This window comes from Azoarcus sp. DD4, from assembly GCF_006496635.1.
In the GTDB taxonomy this organism is placed as follows: Bacteria; Pseudomonadota; Gammaproteobacteria; order Burkholderiales; family Rhodocyclaceae; genus Azoarcus.
The window spans coordinates 1,642,493-1,661,523 of sequence record NZ_CP022958.1; the positions used below are offsets into that span (position 1 = coordinate 1,642,493).

The window sequence follows — 19,031 nt, forward strand, 5'->3', positions numbered from 1 at the left end:
CGCAGGTTCAGCAGGCGTGTGCCAGCGCGGACGGGCCGTCGTTCGCCCGCGGCACGGCGTGTGATGGGGCGTCGGCGGCGAGCTGCGTAGCAAGAACGTCGGCCTGCTCCGGCTGGCCGAACAGGAAGCCTTGCAGGTGGTCGCAACCGTGACGGGCAAGAAAGTGTTGCTGGGCTGCGGTTTCGACGCCCTCGGCGGTGACCTGCAGGCCGAGGTTGTGGGCGAGGGCGATGACCGCGGTGGCAATCTTGCCGTCGCTGCCGCCCGGACGGATGTCGTGCACGAAGCTGCGGTCGATCTTGAGCGTATTGACGCGGAACTGGCGCAGGTAGGCCAGTGAGGAGTATCCGGTGCCGAAATCGTCGATCGCCAGCGTCACCCCCATGTCGCGCAGTTCGGCCAGGGTGGCGATGGTGCGGTCGACGTCGCGCATCAGCATGGTTTCGGTAAGCTCCAGCTCCAGCAGCCGGGCCGGGAGGCGGTGCTCGGCCAACACATCGCGGACCAGCGCGACGATGTCCTGGTGGGCGAACTGCTGGCCGGAAAGGTTGACCGCCACCGGCACCGGCGTCAGGCCTGCATCCAGCCACGCCCGCAGCTGGCGGCAGGTTTCGCGCAGCACCCATTCGCCGATGGGCACGATGAGGCCGGATTCTTCCGCTGCCGGGACGAAGCGGCCGGGCGACAGCAGGCCGAGGTCGGGGTGCTGCCAGCGCAGCAGGGCTTCGCAGCCACGGAGGCTGCCGTCGGCGGCGTCGACCTTGGGCTGGTAGTAGAGCCGCAGTTCGTCGCGGTCGAGCGCGCCGCGCAGCTGATGTTCCAGCAGCAGTTCGCCGAGCGAGTGGGTGTTCATGTCGGCGGCGTAGAACTGGAAGCCGTTGCGGCCGTCCGCCTTGGCACGGTACATGGCGGCGTCGGCGTTGCGCAGCAGCATCGAGGCGTTGTTGCCGTCGCCGGGGTACAGGGCGATGCCTATGCTGCCGGTGACGGTGAGCTCGTGCATGCCCAGCCGGCAGGGCTGGGCGAGTGTGCCGAGTATCTTGCGTGCGATGATGCCGGCGTCCTGCGGGTGTTCGAGATCGGGCAGCACGATGACGAACTCGTCGCCGCCCTGACGTGCCACGGTGTCGGTTTCGCGCACAGCGGCAAGGCAACGCTGGGTCACTTGGCGCAGCAGGCCGTCGCCGACCTCGTGACCGAGGGTGTCGTTGATGGTCTTGAAGCGGTCGAGGTCGAGAAAGAGCACCGCCGCGTGGCGCTCGCCGCGCCGGGCCTGCAGGATGGCCTGGGCCAGGCGGTCCTGCAGCAGCAGGCGGTTGGGCAGGCCGGTGAGCGCGTCGTGGTGGGCGAGGTGACGGATGCGCGCTTCGGATTCCTTGCGGTCGGTGATGTCGGAGAAGATGCCGATGTAGTGACTGATGTCGTCGGTCTCGCTGCGCACCGCGGTGATCGACAGCCATTCCGGGTAGATCTCGCCGCTGCGGCGGCGATTCCAGATCTCGCCCTGCCACTGGCCGCGGCGGGCGAGCGTGGTCCACATCTTGCGGTAGAAGGCCGCGTCCTGGCGGCCGGAGCTGAGCACTGCCGGGGTCTTGCCGCCGATTTCCTCGATGCTGTAGCCGGTAATATCGGTGAAAGCCGGATTGACCGCGACGATGCGGGCTTCGGCATCGGTGATCGCCATGCCCTCGCTGGCGTTGGTGAACACGTTGGCGTAGAGGTGCAGCTCGGACTGGGTGAGGCGCAGGGTTTCGATGCGTTCTTCGAGCTTGCGGTTGGCACCCGCCAGCGCGAGCGAGGCACGTTGCAGGCGCAGGATGGCGAGGGCGAGGTAGCCGGCCAGAGCGAGCGCGACGACGAAGAGCAGCACCCGGTAGGTGTGGGCACGCTCGGCGGCGCGTTGGTAGCCGGCGGCATAGGCGCGGATCAGCGATTCGCCGCGGGCGGTCGTGGGCAGTTCGAGGATGTCGCGGGTGAGGGCGTCCAGCGTCGGCTTGCGTTCGAGAACGATGCGCGCGTGCGCAAGCAGGTTGGCGAGCCGGGCAGCGAGCGGTGGCGGCAATTCGCGGGACGCGGCGACAAGCGCGTCCAGCCGCTGCGCTACCGTGCGCGACAGCGCGGGGTCGCCGTTAAGCGCATGGGTCATCACCGTTCGGGCGAAGATGCCGACCCGACGCGACAGCGGCGGCGGGAGCATGCCGTCGTCGATCAGGGCGTCGGTTTCGGCCGGGAAGTAGGACAGCGAGTTGCGCAGCACCGCGGTTTCGCGCTTGAAGTGGTCGACGAGCTCGGCCTTGCGGGCCGTGAGTCGCCGGAGTTCGACGACTTCGCGGTCGAGGGCGTTGCGGTCGCGTTCGTCCAGGAAGCCGGGGGTGCGCTGCAGCGCGGTGCCGATGTCGCTGAGTGCCAGCGTGCCACGGGTGACCGCGTCGAAGTCGCGGTAGAGGCCGTTGCCGCTGGCCAGTACCGCGGCGTTGAGGTCGGAGTCGATGTTGAGCAGCTGGCGCAGGTCGCGGCCATAGCGCTGGTTGTCGTCGGAGGTGACGGCGTCCGCTTGCGAAAAAAGCCAACCCAGCAGGGCCATCGCGGCGACCATCAGCAGCGCGGTGCGCATGATGCGCCCGCGGTCGATGCCGGCAAAGGGATTGAACGTGGCGGGGAGCGGTGTCATCGGGCAGGGGTCGGGCGTTGCAGGTCCGGCGTCCTGCCGGTGAGCGATTGCAGGAAGGTGACGATCAGGCGGCGGTCGTCGGCGGGAATCTCGCGGCCGAGCTGGTAGCGGCCCATGATCGCCACCGCCTCGTCCAGGCTGTCGACCGCGCCGTCATGGAAGTAGGGCGGGGTGATCGCGACGTTGCGCAGGCTGGGCACCTTGAACACATGGCGGTCGCTCTCGAGGCCGGTGACCGTGTAGCGGCCGAGGTCCGCAGGGTCGACCTTGCCACGGTCGGCGAAGTAGTTGCCCATGACGCCGAAGCGCTGGAACATGTTGCCGCCTATGCCGATGCCCTGGTGACAGCTGGCGCAACCGTAGGCCTTGAAGCGGGCATAACCCTCGCGCGCATCGGCATCCAGGGCGGGCTGTTCGCCGCGCAGGTAGCGGTCGAAGGGGGCGTCGGGCGTGGTGAGGCTGCGTTCGAAACTGACGATGGCGTCGGCGACGGTGGCCGCGGTGATGCCTTCCGGGTAGGCTCGGGCGAAGGCGTCGCGGTACTCGGTGCTGGCGTCGAGGCGGGCGATCACCCGTGCCCAGTCGGAATCCATTTCCACCGGGCTGTGGATGGGCCCGGCAACCTGGGCTTCCAGGGTGGAGACACGCCCATCCCAGAACTGCGCGAAGTTGAGGCCGACGTTGAGCACTGTCGGCGCATTGAACTGGCCCGGGGTGCCGCCGACGCCGATGGATACCCGCCGCCGGTCGGTGCCGCCCAGCCCGAGCGGATGGCAGCTGGCGCAGGAGATGGTGCCGTCGCGCGACAGGCCGGGGTCGTGGAACAGGCGTTCGCCCAGCGCGCGGCGGACGGGGTCGATGGACGCGATGTCGCGCGGCAGTGGCGAAACCGGCTCGTCGCGGGCGATGGTGTCGGCGGGCGTGTTGATCGGGCTGGCCGTCGACGCCGCTACCTCCGGTACCGGGGTGCGCCAGGTCAGCGCGACCAGGGCGACGGCCAGCAGGGCGAGCAGGCTGATGACGAGTAAATGAAATGCGCGGCGTTTCACCGCAGCATCTTAACGATGGTGCGGCGACGCGATTTGAGCCGTGTCAACGATTCTGGCCGGCGCCGCTGGCAGGCGGTAGGTGCTGCACGCCGGCCTGCGGTCCGGGAGTTGCATCAGCTCGATCGGACTTACTTCTCGACGAAGGCGCGCTCGATGACGTAGTCGCCCGGTTCGCCGATGCGGGGCGATACTTTGAAACCGCGACGGTCGAGCAGGTCGCAGCAGTCCTGCAGCATCGCCGGGCTGCCGCAGATCATGGCGCGGTCGGTGGCCGGGTCGAGCGGCGGCAGGCCGATGTCGGCGCAGAGCTTGCCGGAGTCGAGCAGTTCGGTAAGACGTCCCTGGTTGCGGAAAGGCTCGCGGGTGACGGTCGGGTAGTAGATCAGCTTGTCGCGCACTTCGTCGCCGAAGAACTCGCTGCTGGGCAGCCCTTCGGTGATGAAGTCGGCGTAGGCGAGTTCCGACACGTAGCGCACGCCGTGGATCAGCACCACCTTCTCGAAGCGTTCGTAGGTTTCCGGATCCTGGATCACGCTCATGAAGGGGGCGAGGCCGGTGCCGGTGGCCAGCAGATAGAGGTGCTTGCCGGGGTTGAGGTCGTGCAGCACCAGCGTGCCGGTGGGCTTCTTGCTGATCACGATGGGGTCGCCTTCGCGCAGGTGCTGCAGGCGCGAGGTGAGCGGACCGTTGGGCACCTTGATGCTGAAGAACTCCAGGTGCTCCTCGTAGTTCGGGCTGGCGATGCTGTAGGCGCGGGTCAGCGGACGGCCGTCGACATCCAGGCCGATCATGACGAACTGCCCGTTCTCGAAGCGCAGCCCCGGATTGCGGGTCGTGCGGAAGCTGAACAGGGAATCGTTCCAGTGGTGCACGCTGATGACGCGTTCTTCGTTCAGGTTGCTCATGCCGGTTGCGCTCCAGGTGGGTGGGGTCTATCGATGGCTTGAATTGTAAGGACACCGGTTTAGCGATTCAGTGGATAATTCAGATAACACTTAGAGGCTTGATCGATATGCGATACACCCTGCGCCAGCTCGAAGTCTTCGTTGCCATCGCGCGCAGCGAAAACGTGTCGCGCGCGGCCGAAGTCATGAATCTGTCGCAGTCGGCCACCAGCGCCGCGCTGGCCGAACTGGAGCATCAGTTCGCACAGCAGTTGTTCGACCGCCACGGCAAGCGCCTGCGCCTGAACGAGCAGGGGCGCCTGCTGTTGCCGAAGGCGGTGGAGTTCCTCGACCGCGCACAGGAGATCGAAGCGCTGCTGCGCGGCGAGCGCGGCCTCGGCAGCCTGCGCATCGGCGCGACGCTGACCATAGGCAACTACCTGCTGCCGTTGATCGTGGCTGGCTTCCTGCAGCGCCACCCGGAAAGCCGTGTGCAACTGCAGGTGCACAACACGGCCAGCATCGTCGGCATGGTGTCGCGCTACGAGATCGACCTCGGTCTGGTCGAGGGCGTGGTGAACGATCCGGAAGTCGAGGTCGGCGAGTGGGTGGGCGATGAGCTGTCGGTGTTCTGCGCGCCCGGTCATCCGTTGGCGCGTCGTGGCGAGGCCACCGTGGCCGAGCTGTCCGGCGAACCCTGGATCCTGCGCGAGCGTGGATCCGGCACCCGGCAGACGCTCGAGCAGGCCTTGCGTCATCATGCCGGCAGCTTCACCCCACGCCTCGAACTGGAACACACCGAGGCGGTGAAGCGGGCGGTGGAGAGTGGACTGGGCATCGGCTGCATCTCACTGCTGGCGTTGCGCGACGCCTTCCGGCGCGGCAGCCTGGTGCGGGTGGTGACGCCGGAACTGGATCTCCGGCGCAAGTTCCAGTTCGTCTGGCATCGCGGCAAGTACCACACCGCGGCGATCCGCACCTTCCTCGACGATTGCCGGGCGCTGACCGCGGGCGTGGACTACAGCCACGAGATTCCGCTGCCGGCGGTGCCGTGAGCGGCTGGCGGGATGAGCGGCACCCATTTCGGTGAGAGGCAAGCTTGCGTAACCTGAATCTGGCAATCGCGATCGCCCTGTTCTTCGGCATCGAAGCCCTGGCGGGCGGCGCCGTTGGCAGCGGCCTGGCGCTGCTTGCCACCATCGCCTGGCTGTGGGTGAGCGAGGCATTGCACGTAAGCGTTACTGCGCTGCTGGTACCACTGCTGGCTGCGGTGACCGGCCTGCTCCCGTTCGACGAGGCGTTGCGGCAGTTTGCCGACCCGGTGATCTTCCTGTTTCTCGGCGGTTTCGCCCTTGCGGCAGGCTTGCACCGGCAGGGGCTTGATGTGCGCATCGCGGCCTGGGTGATCGCGCGTGCCGGGCAGCGGCTGGGGAGGGCGGCGCGCTGGTTGTTCTGGCTGACGGCCCTGCTGTCGATGTGGATCAGCAATACGGCCACCGCCGCCATGATGCTGCCGCTGGCGCTCGGTCTGCTGTCACCCTTGCCCTACGAATCCCACCGCTCCACCTATGCTTACGTGCTGCTGGGTGTCGCGTTTGCCGCCAACATCGGCGGCATGGGGACGTTGGTCGGGAGCCCGCCGAACGCGATCGCGGCGGCGAATGTGGGGATGGATTTCGCCGACTGGCTGCTGTGGGGCATTCCGTTGGTACTGGTTCTGATGCCGCTGATGGAGTTGGCCTTGCGCTGGACCTTGAAGCCGGAGCTGTCGGCGCGGGTGGAGGCGCCGGTCGGTGGCACGGGTGACTGGGGCGCGCCGCAAAGCCTGATGCTGGGCGTGTTTGCCTTGACCGTTGCCTTGTGGGTGTTCGGTGCGCCGCTGGCGGTGATTTCCGGGCTGGGGCGCGGCTTCGATGCGGCGGTGGCCCTGTTCGCGCTCTTCCTGCTGCATGGACTGCGTCTTGCAAGCTGGGACGATATCGACCGCAGTGCGGAATGGGGTGTGCTGCTGCTGTTCGGCGGCGGCTTGACCTTGAGCCGGGTGTTGTCGGACAGCGGTGCCGCCGCCTGGATCGCCGCTCAGTTCGGTGAGCCGTTGGCGATGCTGCCCGCCGTGCTGTGCCTTGCGCTGGTGATTCTCTTTGCCATGGCGATCACCGAGGTGACCAGCAATACCGCAAGTGCGGCACTGCTGGTGCCGCTCTTCCTGCAACTGGCGCCCGGCTTGCCCGGCGAGCCGCTCGCCGTGCTCGTCGCAAGCGCGGCATCCTGCGCCTTTCTGCTGCCGGTGGCGACACCGCCGAACGCGATCGTGTACGGCTCCGGCAAGCTGCCGCAGCGGACGATGATACGGGGCGGCCTGGGCGTGAGTGCGGTGGCCTTCCCGGTATTGCTCGCCGCCGGGGCGCTCGGTTTGATGTTCGCCTAGAAAAAACGCCATGTCTGACGACATGGCGTTTCGGGCCGGGTGACGCCGGTCAGGCCGCGGTGCCGAGCTTGTTGATGCCGGCGGGGGCGGCAGCCGGGCGTTCCGGCATGTAGGCTGCCACCTGGCAGGCGATGGAGGCGATGTAGGGTATGCACTGCAGGGCCAGGATGCCGACCCACAGCTGGGTTTCGAGATCGTTGGCGCCGCGCAGGCTCACCAGCGCCACGGCGCCGAGGACGAGCGCGATCAGCATGCCCAGCTCTTCGCGGATCGGCCCGAAGAAGGCGAGCGCGCCCTTGGCCTTCCAACCCTTGGGCGTGACCACGAACACCCCCTTCTTCTTCACCAGGCCGGTGAACACGCCGCGTGCGATCGCATGTGCCAGGCCGACCGAGAGGATGGATGCGCCGAGAATGTCTTTCCACGGGCAGTCCATCGTGCGGCGGTAGAGAATGGGGCCGAGCGCGGCCTTGAAGGCCATGAAGCCGAGGATGGGCAGCGCCAGCGCCGTCACCGGCAGGCCGAAGGCCTTGGGGAACAGCAGGATGCCAAGCGTCCACAGCAGGCTGCCGAAGGCGAATACCAGCTGCAGCGCGTCGCCCAGCCAGGCGAACCAGCCGGTAAGGAAGTGGTAGCGCTGGGCGAGGTTGAGCGTGCTCTTGCCGACCATCTGCGGCAGGTGGGCCTTGAGGATCTGCATCGCACCGAAGGCCCAGCGCAAGCGCTGGCTCTTGATCGCGGCGAAGTCCGACGGCGTGAGGCCGCGACCGAGGATGTGGTCCACGTAGCGCGTGTCGTAACCCTTTTCGATCAGGCGCAGGCCGAGCTCGGTGTCCTCGCAGATGCACCATTCCGACCAGCCGCCGACTTCTTCCAGCGCCAGGCGGCGCACCAGGGTCATGGTCCCGTGCTGGATCAGGGCGTTGCGTTCGTTGCGGTGGTGCATGCCGATGCGGAAGAAGCCGTCGAACTCCCAGTTGCACATGCGGCGGAAGGGGTGGGTCTCCCAGTCGCGGTGAGCCTGCGGTGCCTGCACCACGGCGACGTCGGGCTTGTCGAAGTGCGGGATCAGGCAGGACAGCCAGTCGGGATCGACGACGTAGTCGGCATCGACCACGCCGACCACCTCGGCGCGCGGATCGGTGACCTTGAGGCCATAGTTGAGCGCGCCGGCCTTGAAGCCCGGCCAGTCCATCAGGTGGAAGAAGCGGAAGCGCGGGCCGAGCTCGGCACAGCGGGCTTCCAGCGGCTTCCACTTGGCATCGTCCTTGGTGTTGTTGTCGAGGATGAGAACCTCGAAGTTGGCGTAGTTGAGCGCGGCCAGGCTGTCGATGGTAGCGATCACCATCTCGGGCGGCTCGTTGTGGCAGGCCAGGTGGATGGAGACGAAGGGCTGGTCTTCCGGCGCGTGCGGCGGCAGCGGCATGAAGCGGCGCTGCCACTTGCGCTTGAACAGCATCTCGCCGAACTCGAAGCCGTGGGAGAGCAATACGGCAGCGGTCAGGCAGGTTGCGGCGATCAACATGCCGAGCCCGATGAGGTCGCGCTGAGTCAGGTAGTAATCGACCGGCACGTTGAGGCCGACGATGAGCGTGGACACACAGGCCTGGATCAGACCGGCGAGGAAGATGCGGCCGGCGACACTCCAGTCCGCCAGGAAGAAGGCGATGAGCAGCATCGGAATGAAGGCGAGCGCGGCGGCGTTGCTGGCCTTCTTGGCCCAGTGCGGATCGCGTTCGACCAGGCCTTCGAGCGCGAACTTGGGTTCGCGGTCGGCGTTGAACATGCCCCAGTAGGCACCGGCCCAGCCTTCCACCTCGACCTTCCACGGTTGGTCGATCGCCTCCATCAGGAAGTAGTCGAGGCGCGCGGTACGCGGGTGAGCGAGAAATTCGCGGATGAAGCGGGCTTCGTTGTCGAGCGAGGGTACCGAGGCGCCGATGACCGGACCCTTGCTCGGCCAGCCGATTTCGCCGATGACGATCTTCTTCTTGGGGAAGGTCTTCACCAGTTCGTCGTAACGCTGCAATGCGTATTCGACCGCCGCTTCGACAGGCACGCCCTCGTGGTAGGGCAGCAGGTGGACGGTGATGTAATCGACGTGCTTCGCCAGCTCCGGATATTTCAGCCATACGTGCCAGGGTTCGGCGGTGGAGACCGGCTTGCGCAGCGCTTTGCGCACGCGGTCGAGGTAGCCGACCATTTGGTCGGCATCGAGGTCGCCGCGCAGGATGGCTTCGTTGCCGACCAGCACACGCTCGATGAAGCGGTGCTTGCGTGCGGCCTCGATCAGCGCCGAGATTTCTTTCTCGTTCTTGTCCTTGTCGGTATCGAGCCAGGCGCCGGCGGTGACCAGCATGTCGCGTTGGCCGGCGAGCTGGAGCAGGGTCGGGAGGTCATTCACGCCATAGGTGCGCAAGCCGTCGGCGGAGCGGCCGAGCAGGTCGAGGTCGGCGGCGATCTGGGCGTCGGTGGGATAGGTACCGCGCAGCGGGCTTTGGTCGCGCTGGAAGCCGTTGTAGGCGAAGCCTTTGATGCTCTGGCTTGCGCCGATGAATTCGGAGCCGCGATTGAAGTGTTCCCAGATCCAGTACTGGGCGATAGCCACCAGACTGGCGATGGCCAGGGCGATCGTCATTCGGTAGACAAGAGATGCTGCATTCTTCATCGGGATGTTTGTCCGATCAGAGGGTTACGAGCCATCCGGCGTCGCGGCGGGCAGCTTGTGAGCTGCGGGTCTGATCCTGCGGGCGATTTGTTCGGCACGTGTTTGGCAGGTGTCGGTGGGCAAAATTCCCAAGCATCGTGCGCTGTGACAGAATTCGCACCCTCGCCACGGGAACCTGACGCGCTGCATTTTATGCGTTATTTCAGGCTGTTACGAGAACGTTGAAAACGGAATTTGCAACATTGCATGTTGCCCGGTCAGTCGAATTGATTTGTAAGGGAAAAGCGACGTGAGTCGAAATAATTCGCAGGAATGTGGCGTGCGCGCGATCGTCGTCGGGGCGGTCGTAGTGCTGGCACTGGCGCTCGGCGCACGTTACGGTCTGATCGAGAATGGCGTGCTGCCGCGCGATTGCACGGTGCCCGAGGCGCAGGCCCGGGCAGGGCTGTGCGCAGTCAAATGGACGCTGGTACAGATGTTCCACGCGCAACGTCTGGGCATCTTCAGCCTGGTGTGCGGCGTGCTTGCCTTTGCGCTCGGTTGCCGCAGGCTGGCGTGGGCCGGCTGGCTCGCCGGCCTCGCCGGCCTGGTGCTGTACAACTACGATTACGCGGCGGTTGGCGCCTTACTGGCTCTGCTGGTCCTTGCCGCAGGCGGAAAGCAGCAGCGGCAGGCCGAAGCCTAGACCGGTGAGCAGCCAGCCTATGGCCTGCGGGTTGGCCGGTTCGGGCAGCCAGCGGCCGACGGCGCTGATCACGATGGCGGCGGCGCAGATGCGTTCGGCACGCCCGGCACGGTGGCCGAGCATGGCCAGCGTGCCGAACATCAGGGCCGGGGCGAGATAGAGCAGGCTTGGAAAGTCGCGGTAGCGCGCGTCGGCGAACAGCAGAAGGGCCGCCACGGCTGCGGCAAAAGTCAGCACGCCGCGCGCCAGTCCGAGCAGGTTGGCCGCCGAGGCAAGCTCCTGCTGCTGGCGTACCCGGCGCCAGGCCAGGCTCGCACTCGGCAGGCGGGCTCCGTTCCAGCACGCCAGCAGCAGTGCGCTTGCGCTGGCGATTAGGCCGACGCCGCCCAGCACCATCCATTCCAGCTCGTCGCGATAGGCGAGCACGGCATGCTCCCAGTGCAGTATGGCAAGCAGTCCGCCGACGGCGCCGACCGCGGCGACGGCCGCGATTCTCGGCGCTCCCCCGCCGGCCTTGCGCCGGCTGGCGATGCCCAGACCCAGCGCCACGAGGGCGCCGATTGCGGCACCGACGAGCGGCGCGTGCATGGACTGGCGATCCGCGACCGGACCGGCCAGCGGGAATTTCGGCTTCAACTGGGCGTCGAGCATGCCCCAGTGGCCGCCCACGGTACCTTCGAGGCGGCGCTTCCACGGTTGATCGATGGCTTCGATCAGGTTGTAGTTCCAGCCGCGGTCGTGCGCCTGATGGACGAATTCGCGGATGTAGCGCGCCTGGTTGGCAGGCGAGGGGCGCGACTCCTCACGGCGACGGCCTTCGCTCGGCCAGCCGGTTTCGCCGATCAGGATGGGCTTGGTGAAGTGAGCACTGACTTTGCCGTGAATCTCGGCCACATGCTGCAGCGCGTGCTCGATGTCGACGGGCTCGTCTTCCCAGAAGGGGAGAATGTGCACGGTGACGAAATCCACCGAGCCGGCCAGGCCGTCGTGCCGCATCCAGAATTCCCATACGTCGGCATAGGTGACGGGCACCTGCGATTTCGACTTCGCGTAGTCGATCAGCACCCGCATCTCGTCCTCGGTACGCTCGCGGCGCAGCAGGACCTCGTTGCCGACGATCAGTGCGCGCACGACGTCCTTGTATTCGTTGGCGATGGCGATGGCGTGATCGAGTTCTATCGCGTTCTTCTTGCGGTCGAATCCGATCCAGGCGCCGAGCAGCACCTTCATGCCGACTTCGCGCGCGACCGCGGGCACCTGATCCAGTCCCTGGTCAACAGAGTAGAGGCGCACACAGTCGGTGATCCCGGCGAGCGCGGTGAGGTCGGCCACGATCTGGTCGCGCGGGATGCGCAGATCCTTGTCGAACGGCGTCTGGCCGGGCAGGTGATAGGGCGCGTACGACACGCATTTGAGCTTCTCGCCGTCGGCGAGATGCAGATCGTGCATTTCCACCGGGCGGGTCTGGCTGAATACCCAGGCAATGAGCGCGACCAGCGCGATCAGGTGGACCAGCAGCAGGCTGATCCAGAGGGAAGGTCGGGCGGACATGGTGTCTCGTCAGGTGAAGGCGGGTGTTCGTTACGGGGGGCATCCCCGAAAAAAAGCCACGCGCGCGGCGTGGCTTCGTGTGAAGCGCGGGCATTCTACCTGTAGTCAGGCATACGCCTCCATCGGCACGCAGGCGCAAAAGAGGTTGCGATCGCCATAGACGTCGTCGATGCGGTTTACGCTCGGCCAGAACTTGTTTTCGGCCACCCACGGCAGCGGGAACACCGCCTGCTCGCGGCTGTACGGGCGGTTCCATTCGGCTGTGACGACTTCAGCCTGGGTGTGCGGCGCGTTGCGCAGCGGATTGTTGTCGGCAGGCCATTCGCCGCGCTCGATGCAGCGGATTTCCTCGCGGATCGCCACCATCGCGGCGATGAAGCGGTCGAGTTCGGCGAGGTCCTCGGATTCGGTCGGCTCCACCATGATGGTGCCGGCCACCGGGAAGGACATCGTCGGCGCATGGAAGCCGTAGTCCATCAGGCGCTTGGCGATGTCGACCTCGCTGATGCCGGTCGCCGCCTTGATCGGACGGATGTCGAGGATGCACTCGTGCGCGACGCGACCCTGGCTGCCGGTGTAGAGCACCGGGTAGTGCTCGCCCAGGCGGGCGGCGAGGTAGTTGGCGTTGAGGATGGCCACCTCGGTGGCGCGTTTCAGGCCTTCGCCCCCCATCATCGCGATGTACATCCACGAAATCGGCAGGATGCTGGCTGAGCCGAAGGGGGCGGCCGATACCGCGCCCTGCCCCTTGTTGGAGCGATCCTCGCCGCCGGTCGCCGCCACCACGTGGTCGGCCATGAAGGGCGCGAGATGCGCCTTCAGTCCGATCGGTCCCATGCCAGGGCCGCCGCCGCCGTGCGGAATGCAGAAGGTCTTGTGCAGGTTCATGTGCGACACGTCGGCGCCGATGGTGGCAGGCGAAGTGAGACCGACCTGGGCGTTGAGATTGGCGCCGTCCATGTAAACCTGGCCGCCATGGGCGTGCACCGCGGCGCAGATTTCACGGATGTTCTCCTCGAACACGCCGTGGGTGGAAGGGTAGGTGATCATCAGCGCGGCGAGTTTGTCCGCATATTGCGCGGCCTTGGTCTTGAGGTTTTCGAGGTCGACATTGCCGTTGCTGTCGCATTCGACCGCGACCACCTCCATGCCGCACATCTGTGCCGTCGCCGGGTTGGTGCCGTGGGCCGACTTGGGAATGAGGCAGACGTTGCGGTGACCCTCGCCGCGGCTCGCGTGATAGCGGCGGATGGCGACCAGGCCGGCGTATTCGCCCTGCGCACCGGAGTTCGGCTGCATGCAGATCGCGTCGAACCCGGTGACTGCCTTCAGGTAGTCGGCCAGCCCGTCGATCATCTGCAGGTAGCCGGCGGCCTGTGCGCGCGGCGCGAAGGGGTGCAGGTTGGCGAATTCCGGCCAGGTGACCGGGATCATCTCGCTGGTGGCGTTGAGCTTCATGGTGCACGAGCCGAGCGAGATCATTGAATGGTCGAGCGCGAGGTCGCGGTTCTGAAGCTTCTTCAGGTAGCGCAGCATCTCGTGCTCGGTGTGGTGGGTATTGAACACCGGATGGGTCAGCACCGCGTCGCTGCGCAGGAGGGCGGCAGGCAGGGCACCGCCCTTTGCGCCGACGGCTGCATCGAGTACGTTGATATCGGTGGCCGCACCGAAGCAGGCGAGCACAGCGGCGATGTCGGTGCCGGTGGTGGTTTCATCGACCGACAGGCCGATGCGGGTGGCGGAAGCGTGCCGCAGGTTGTAGCCGGCACCCTCGGCCCTCGCGTGGACTTCTGCTGTCCGCTGCCCGACTTCCACTTCGAAGGTGTCGAAGAAGCCCGCATCGGGCGCGTCGAAGCCGGCCGCGCGCAGGCCGGCGGCAAGGATGGCGGCCAGCCGGTGGATGCGGGCGGCGATGGTCCGCAGGCCTTGCGGGCCGTGATAGACGGCATAGAAGCCGGCCATGTTGGCGAGCAGCACCTGAGAGGTACAGATGTTGGAGTTGGCCTTTTCGCGGCGGATGTGCTGTTCGCGCGTCTGCAGCGTCATGCGCAGTGCGGTCTTGCCGCGTGCATCCTTCGATACCCCGATGATGCGGCCGGGCATGGCGCGCACATAGGCTTCGCGGGTAGCGAAAAATGCCGCATGCGGACCGCCGAAGCCCATCGGCACGCCGAAGCGCTGTGCCGAGCCGAATGCGATGTCGGCCCCCATCGCGCCCGGCGACCTGAGCAGCATCAGCGCCATCAGGTCGGTGGCGAGGGCGGTGATAGCCCCGCGTGTCTTGAGCTCGGTCAGCACGGCCGACAGATCGTCCACCATGCCATGAACGTTGGGGTACTGCAGCAGCGCGCCGAAGACGTCGTGACTTGCGGCATCTTCAGCCTTGCCGACGACGAGTTCGAAGTCGAAGTAGGCGGCTCGCGTGCGGACCACGTCGATAGTCTGGGGGAAGCAGGCCTCGTCGACGAAAAAGGCATTCGATCGGGATTTGGAAACCCGGCGGGCCATCGCCATCGCCTCTGCAGCGGCGGTGGCTTCGTCGAGCAGCGAGGCATTGGCCAACTCGAGCCCGGTGAGGTCCATCACCATTTGCTGGTAATTCAGCAATGCTTCCAGCCGCCCCTGGGCAATTTCCGCCTGGTAGGGCGTGTAGGCGGTGTACCAGCCCGGGTTTTCCATGACATTGCGCAGAATGACTGACGGTGTATGGGTGCCGTAATAGCCCATGCCGATCAGCGATTTCTTTACCTGGTTGCACGACGCGATGTCGCGCAAGAGGCTCAGCGCTTCCTGCTCCGGACGTGGCCCTTCGAGCGGCAGCGGTGCTGCCAGCCGGATCGCGGAAGGTACGGTTTGTGCGATCAGGCTGTCGAGGTCCGGAACGCCGATGGCTGCGCACATCTGCGCGATCTCATCGGGGTTGGGGCCGAGGTGGCGATGGAGGAAGGCATCCCGTTGTTCGAGTTGGACAAGCGGGGCGGAAAGCGGCGTCTGGGGCATCGTGGTGCTCGGTCAGGCAGGACGACCCTCCGCCGGCTAACGGGTGGAGGGTCCGAAGCGGAGTGGGCGTAACTCAGGCGGCAGCAACTTCCGCGGCGTAGCCGGCGGCGTCGAGCAGGCCGGCGACATCGGAAATGTTGTCGGGCTTGATCTTGAACAGCCAGGCGGCATAGGCATCCGCATTCACCGTCTCGGGCGAGTCAGCGGTGTCGTCGTTGGTGGCGATGATTTCGCCGGCAACCGGTGCGTAGATGTCGGAGGCTGCCTTGACAGACTCGATCACCGCGCAGGCCTCGCCGGCGGCGAGCTTGCGGCCGACTTCCGGCAATTCAAGGAAAACAACGTCGCCCAAGGCTTCCTGAGCGTGGTCGGTAACGCCCACTGTCACGGTGCCGTCCGCTTCGGCGCGGACCCATTCATGGGACTTGGTGTACTTCAGTTCTGCCGGGATGTTGCTCATCGTGGGCTCCGGAGGTGGGCTAAATGGTTAGTGAGGACGTGTTTGAAGGCGGAAGAAGGAGGGGCGATATCGGGCCCGGGTGACCCGCGCCTCAGATCAGCGGCGTACCCTTGCGGACGAAAGGAAGCTTTACGGTCCGCGCTTTCAGACGTTTGCCGCGAATATCGACTTCGACGGTCGTGTCGGGCGCAACGGCTAGGGGAATACGTGCGAAGGCGATGGAGCGCTCGAGCGTGGGCGAGAAGCTGCCACTGGTGGTTTCGCCCTCGCCATCCGGGGTGAATACCTTCATGTGTGCGCGCAGCACGCCCTTGTCTTCAAGGATCAATCCGGTCAACTGCTGGCGTGCCGGGTTGGCGAGCAAGGCCGGCTTGCCGACGAAGTCGCGCTCGCCATCCTTGAGGTCGACTGTCCAAGCCAGCCCGGAGTCCAGGGGTGAAACGGTCTCATCCATGTCCTGACCGTAGAGGTTCATGCCCGCTTCCAGGCGCAGCGTGTCGCGCGCCCCTAGGCCGCAAGGGCGGACGCCCGCAGCCAGCAGCTTGGACCATGTCGCCTCGGCCAGGGGAGCCGGCACAGCAATCTCGAATCCGTCTTCACCCGTGTAGCCGGTACGCCCGATGAAAGTGTCGCCAATTCGGATGCCGACGAAGGCCTGCAGCGATTCGCCAGCGGGGCGGAATTCGGGAAGTGCGGTCCAGAAGCGGCTGAGGGCGTTGGGGCCCTGAACGGCGATCATCGCGAGATCCCGGCGGGAGGTCAGGGTCAGGTTTGCGCCGGTCTGTGCGATCCGATGACGCATCCAGGCGAGATCCTTGTCGGCGGTACCGGCGTTTACCACAACCCGATAGTCGTCGTCGGCAAGCCGATAGACGATCAGGTCGTCGATGACTCCGCCTTCGGCGTTGAGCATGCAGGCGTACAGCGCCTTGCCTGGCGTGCGCAGCTTTGCAACGTCGTTGGCGAGCAAGTTTCGTAGCCAGGCCGTGGCATCGGGGCCAACCAAGTCTAGGGCAAGCATGTGAGAAACGTCGAACATGCCTGCGTCGCGGCGCACCGAGTGATGTTCTTCGATCTGCGAGCCGTAGTTTACCGGCATGTCCCAGCCGGCAAAGTCGACCATGCGGGCGTTGGCGGTAAGGTGGCAGGCGTGTAGCGGCGTACGTTTTGCGGGCGTGTCCATGGGTATGTCCTCTCGATGTTCGGGAAACAAAAAAGGGCGAAGCCGGCTTACGCCAGTTCGCCCCATCTGTCCCTTGTACCTGAGAGATTCCGGCAATTACACCGGGTGCCCCTTCGGTGGATGCGCCAGAGCCATATTCATGCTCCCGCATCGCTCTCCAGACTTTCGATACGTGTCGGCGGTCCCTGTTGCCTGAGCGATTCCTGGGGGTTACGCCTTCGGCGACTCGGCCAATCAGCCAAGTTCTCTCCCGCGCGACTTGTCGGAAGATATCACCGCAAGGTGACGCGCGGCAATATGAAATGACGCCGGTACCGGGTGGCCTAGAATACACGCGCGTGTTTCGTGTTGTGATACCTGCATTGAATGGCCTCCGGTCCTCTAGGCGGTATGGCTTACTGAGTGTTCGCCGACCCATTGAACCTGAAAGGGTGGAGCCGATGGAGCGTGGCGTTCTCCATCTATATAGGTGAGGAAATACGTCCGTTGGCTGTTCAGCTGCCATTTCAGTAGCGCTCCTTCACTTTGCCCTTGATGTTTCTTGAGTGATGTATATACTGCGCGGCTCTTCGCGACTGTCTGTGTTTTTTTGCGGTGGTGAAGGGGTTTTGCGAGGTGGTTTTGCGAGTTTGTCTCGGCGTGATCGGTTTTAAAAAGGTTGCGGCGGGGGTTGACGAAGCGAAGCAAGTGCTACATAATCTCGCTTCTCTGCTGCAGCGAATGCAGCGCTCTTTAAAAAATTGAACAACCGATAAGTGTGGGTGCTTGGTTGTTGTGGCGAAGCCGCTTCGGCGGTTTAGTTTCGCAATGATTAGGTGCTCATGTCAGTAAGTGACTTTGAGTGCTTTGTATGGATTGAACTTAAGAGTTTGATCCTGGCTCAGATTGAACGCTGGCGGCATGCTTTACACATGCAAGTCGAACGGCAGCGGGGGCTTCGGCCCGCCGGCGAGTGGCGAACGGGTGAGTAATGCATCGGAACGTGCCCAGTCATGGGGGATAACTACGCGAAAGCGTAGCTAATACCGCATACGCCCTGAGGGGGAAAGTGGGGGATCGCAAGACCTCACGTGATTGGAGCGGCCGATGTCAGATTAGCTAGTTGGTGAGGTAAAGGCTCACCAAGGCGACGATCTGTAGCGGGTCTGAGAGGATGATCCGCCACACTGGGACTGAGACACGGCCCAGACTCCTACGGGAGGCAGCAGTGGGGAATTTTGGACAATGGGCGAAAGCCTGATCCAGCCATGCCGCGTGAGTGAAGAAGGCCTTCGGGTTGTAAAGCTCTTTCGGACGGAAAGAAATCGCGCGGGCTAATATCCCGCGTGGATGACGGTACCGTAAGAAGAAGCACCGGCTAACTACGTGCCAGCAGCCGCGGTAATACGTAGGGTGCGAGCGTTAATCGGAATTACTGGGCGTAAAGCGTGCGCAGGCGGTTTTGTAAGACAGGTGTGAAATCCCCGGGCTTAACCTGGGAACTGCGCTTGTGACTGCAAGGCTAGAGTACGGCAGAGGGGGGTGGAATTCCACGTGTAGCAGTGAAATGCGTAGAGATGTGGAGGAACACCGATGGCGAAGGCAGCCCCCTGGGCCTGTACTGACGCTCATGCACGAAAGCGTGGGGAGCAAACAGGATTAGATACCCTGGTAGTCCACGCCCTAAACGATGTCAACTAGTTGTTCGTAGAGGTAACTCTGTGAGTAACGCAGCTAACGCGTGAAGTTGACCGCCTGGGGAGTACGGCCGCAAGGTTAAAACTCAAAGGAATTGACGGGGACCCGCACAAGCGGTGGATGATGTGGATTAATTCGATGCAACGCGAAAAACCTTACCTACCCTTGACATGCCTGGAATCTTGCTGAGAGGCGAGAGTGCCTTCGGGAACCAGGACACAGGTGCTGCATGGCTGTCGTCAGCTCGTGTCGTGAGATGTTGGGTTAAGTCCCGCAACGAGCGCAACCCTTGTCATTAATTGCCATCATTCAGTTGGGCACTTTAATGAGACTGCCGGTGACAAACCGGAGGAAGGTGGGGATGACGTCAAGTCCTCATGGCCCTTATGGGTAGGGCTTCACACGTCATACAATGGTCGGTACAGAGGGTTGCCAAGCCGCGAGGTGGAGCTAATCCCTTAAAGCCGATCGTAGTCCGGATCGTAGTCTGCAACTCGACTGCGTGAAGTCGGAATCGCTAGTAATCGCAGATCAGCATGCTGCGGTGAATACGTTCCCGGGTCTTGTACACACCGCCCGTCACACCATGGGAGTGGGTTTCACCAGAAGTAGGTAGCTTAACCTTCGGGAGGGCGCTTACCACGGTGAGATTCATGACTGGGGTGAAGTCGTAACAAGGTAGCCGTATCGGAAGGTGCGGCTGGATCACCTCCTTTCAAGAGAAAAGCCGCTAACGGCCAAGTATCCACAACTTATCGGTTGTTCAGGCGAAGAG

General features: G+C 64.6%; 11 protein-coding genes, 1 rRNA gene and 1 riboswitch. Of the genes, 4 read left to right on the top strand and 8 right to left on the bottom strand.

All coding sequences use genetic code 11. The features are described 5' to 3' along the window. Positions 1 to 7 precede the first annotated feature (7 nt). The 3 genes from CJ010_RS07795 to CJ010_RS07805 all read right to left on the bottom strand — a co-directional run bounded on the left by CJ010_RS07795 (position 8) and on the right by CJ010_RS07805 (position 4,625). Positions 8 to 2,671, bottom strand: coding sequence for an EAL domain-containing protein (locus CJ010_RS07795; protein WP_240794527.1), 2,664 nt, complete (start codon positions 2,669 to 2,671; stop codon positions 8 to 10). Continuing rightward, complete coding sequence (locus CJ010_RS07800) at positions 2,668 to 3,720, bottom strand: cytochrome-c peroxidase (protein WP_141017513.1); 1,053 nt, start codon at positions 3,718 to 3,720, stop codon at positions 2,668 to 2,670. The genes CJ010_RS07795 and CJ010_RS07800 overlap by 4 nt, the downstream gene beginning before the upstream one ends. Positions 3,721 to 3,848: 128 nt before the next feature. Beyond that, positions 3,849 to 4,625, bottom strand: coding sequence for a ferredoxin--NADP reductase (locus CJ010_RS07805; protein ID WP_141017514.1), 777 nt, complete (start codon positions 4,623 to 4,625; stop codon positions 3,849 to 3,851). A 107-nt stretch (positions 4,626 to 4,732) separates the two neighbouring features. Here CJ010_RS07805 and CJ010_RS07810 point away from each other — a divergent pair, with 107 nt between their 5' ends. Both CJ010_RS07810 and CJ010_RS07815 read left to right on the top strand, forming a co-directional pair. Next, positions 4,733 to 5,659 carry a LysR family transcriptional regulator gene (locus tag CJ010_RS07810; protein ID WP_141017515.1) on the top strand — a complete coding sequence of 309 codons (927 nt, stop codon included), beginning with the start codon at positions 4,733 to 4,735 and terminating at the stop codon, positions 5,657 to 5,659. Positions 5,660 to 5,703: 44 nt separating this feature from the next. Continuing rightward, positions 5,704 to 7,032 (top strand): DASS family sodium-coupled anion symporter, encoded by a 1,329-nt coding sequence (locus CJ010_RS07815; RefSeq protein ID WP_141017516.1) that lies wholly within the window; start codon positions 5,704 to 5,706, stop codon positions 7,030 to 7,032. A 49-nt stretch (positions 7,033 to 7,081) separates the two neighbouring features. Here CJ010_RS07815 and CJ010_RS07820 read toward each other — a convergent pair whose 3' ends face one another. Beyond that, positions 7,082 to 9,700, bottom strand: a complete 2,619-nt coding sequence (locus CJ010_RS07820; protein WP_141017517.1) for a glycosyltransferase family 2 protein — start codon at positions 9,698 to 9,700, stop codon at positions 7,082 to 7,084. A gap of 289 nt (positions 9,701 to 9,989) precedes the next feature. Here CJ010_RS07820 and CJ010_RS07825 point away from each other — a divergent pair, with 289 nt between their 5' ends. Next, the gene (locus tag CJ010_RS07825) at positions 9,990 to 10,385 is read left to right on the top strand and encodes a hypothetical protein (protein ID WP_141017518.1); all 396 of its coding nucleotides are present in this window, start codon (positions 9,990 to 9,992) and stop codon (positions 10,383 to 10,385) included. On the opposite strand, the gene CJ010_RS07830 is transcribed toward CJ010_RS07825, so the two are convergent. From CJ010_RS07830 to gcvT, 4 genes are all read right to left on the bottom strand, one after another. Then, positions 10,326 to 11,936, bottom strand: coding sequence for a beta-1,6-glucan synthase (locus tag CJ010_RS07830; RefSeq protein ID WP_141017519.1), 1,611 nt, complete (start codon positions 11,934 to 11,936; stop codon positions 10,326 to 10,328). The genes CJ010_RS07825 and CJ010_RS07830 overlap by 60 nt on opposite strands. Positions 11,937 to 12,041: 105 nt before the next feature. Then, positions 12,042 to 14,936 carry an aminomethyl-transferring glycine dehydrogenase gene (gene gcvP, locus CJ010_RS07835; RefSeq protein WP_141017520.1) on the bottom strand — a complete coding sequence of 965 codons (2,895 nt, stop codon included), beginning with the start codon at positions 14,934 to 14,936 and terminating at the stop codon, positions 12,042 to 12,044. A 73-nt stretch (positions 14,937 to 15,009) separates the two neighbouring features. After that, positions 15,010 to 15,396, bottom strand: a complete 387-nt coding sequence (gene gcvH, locus CJ010_RS07840) for a glycine cleavage system protein GcvH (RefSeq protein WP_141017521.1) — start codon at positions 15,394 to 15,396, stop codon at positions 15,010 to 15,012. A gap of 91 nt (positions 15,397 to 15,487) precedes the next feature. Further along, entirely contained in the window at positions 15,488 to 16,579 is a 1,092-nt protein-coding gene (gene gcvT, locus CJ010_RS07845) for a glycine cleavage system aminomethyltransferase GcvT (protein ID WP_141017522.1), read from the bottom strand. Positions 16,580 to 16,749: 170 nt separating this feature from the next. Further along, positions 16,750 to 16,842, bottom strand: a riboswitch (glycine riboswitch). A gap of 594 nt (positions 16,843 to 17,436) precedes the next feature. Between gcvT and CJ010_RS07850 the strand changes: the two genes are divergently transcribed. Beyond that, positions 17,437 to 18,972, top strand: a 16S ribosomal RNA gene (locus CJ010_RS07850). The last annotated feature ends 59 nt before the right edge of the window (positions 18,973 to 19,031 follow it).

What these genes read in the sequence shown, in the direction of transcription:
- CJ010_RS07795 (WP_240794527.1), bottom strand. Translation starts at nt 2,671, where the DNA reads ATGACACCGCTCCCCGCCACGTTCAATCCCTTTGCCGGCATCGACCGC.
- CJ010_RS07805 (WP_141017514.1), bottom strand. Translation starts at nt 4,625, where the DNA reads ATGAGCAACCTGAACGAAGAACGCGTCATCAGCGTGCACCACTGGAAC.
- CJ010_RS07810 (WP_141017515.1), top strand. Translation starts at nt 4,733, where the DNA reads ATGCGATACACCCTGCGCCAGCTCGAAGTCTTCGTTGCCATCGCGCGC.
- CJ010_RS07820 (WP_141017517.1), bottom strand. Translation starts at nt 9,700, where the DNA reads ATGAAGAATGCAGCATCTCTTGTCTACCGAATGACGATCGCCCTGGCC.
- CJ010_RS07830 (WP_141017519.1), bottom strand. Translation starts at nt 11,936, where the DNA reads ATGTCCGCCCGACCTTCCCTCTGGATCAGCCTGCTGCTGGTCCACCTG.
- gcvP (WP_141017520.1), bottom strand. Translation starts at nt 14,936, where the DNA reads ATGCCCCAGACGCCGCTTTCCGCCCCGCTTGTCCAACTCGAACAACGG.
- gcvH (WP_141017521.1), bottom strand. Translation starts at nt 15,396, where the DNA reads ATGAGCAACATCCCGGCAGAACTGAAGTACACCAAGTCCCATGAATGG.
- gcvT (WP_141017522.1), bottom strand. Translation starts at nt 16,579, where the DNA reads ATGGACACGCCCGCAAAACGTACGCCGCTACACGCCTGCCACCTTACC.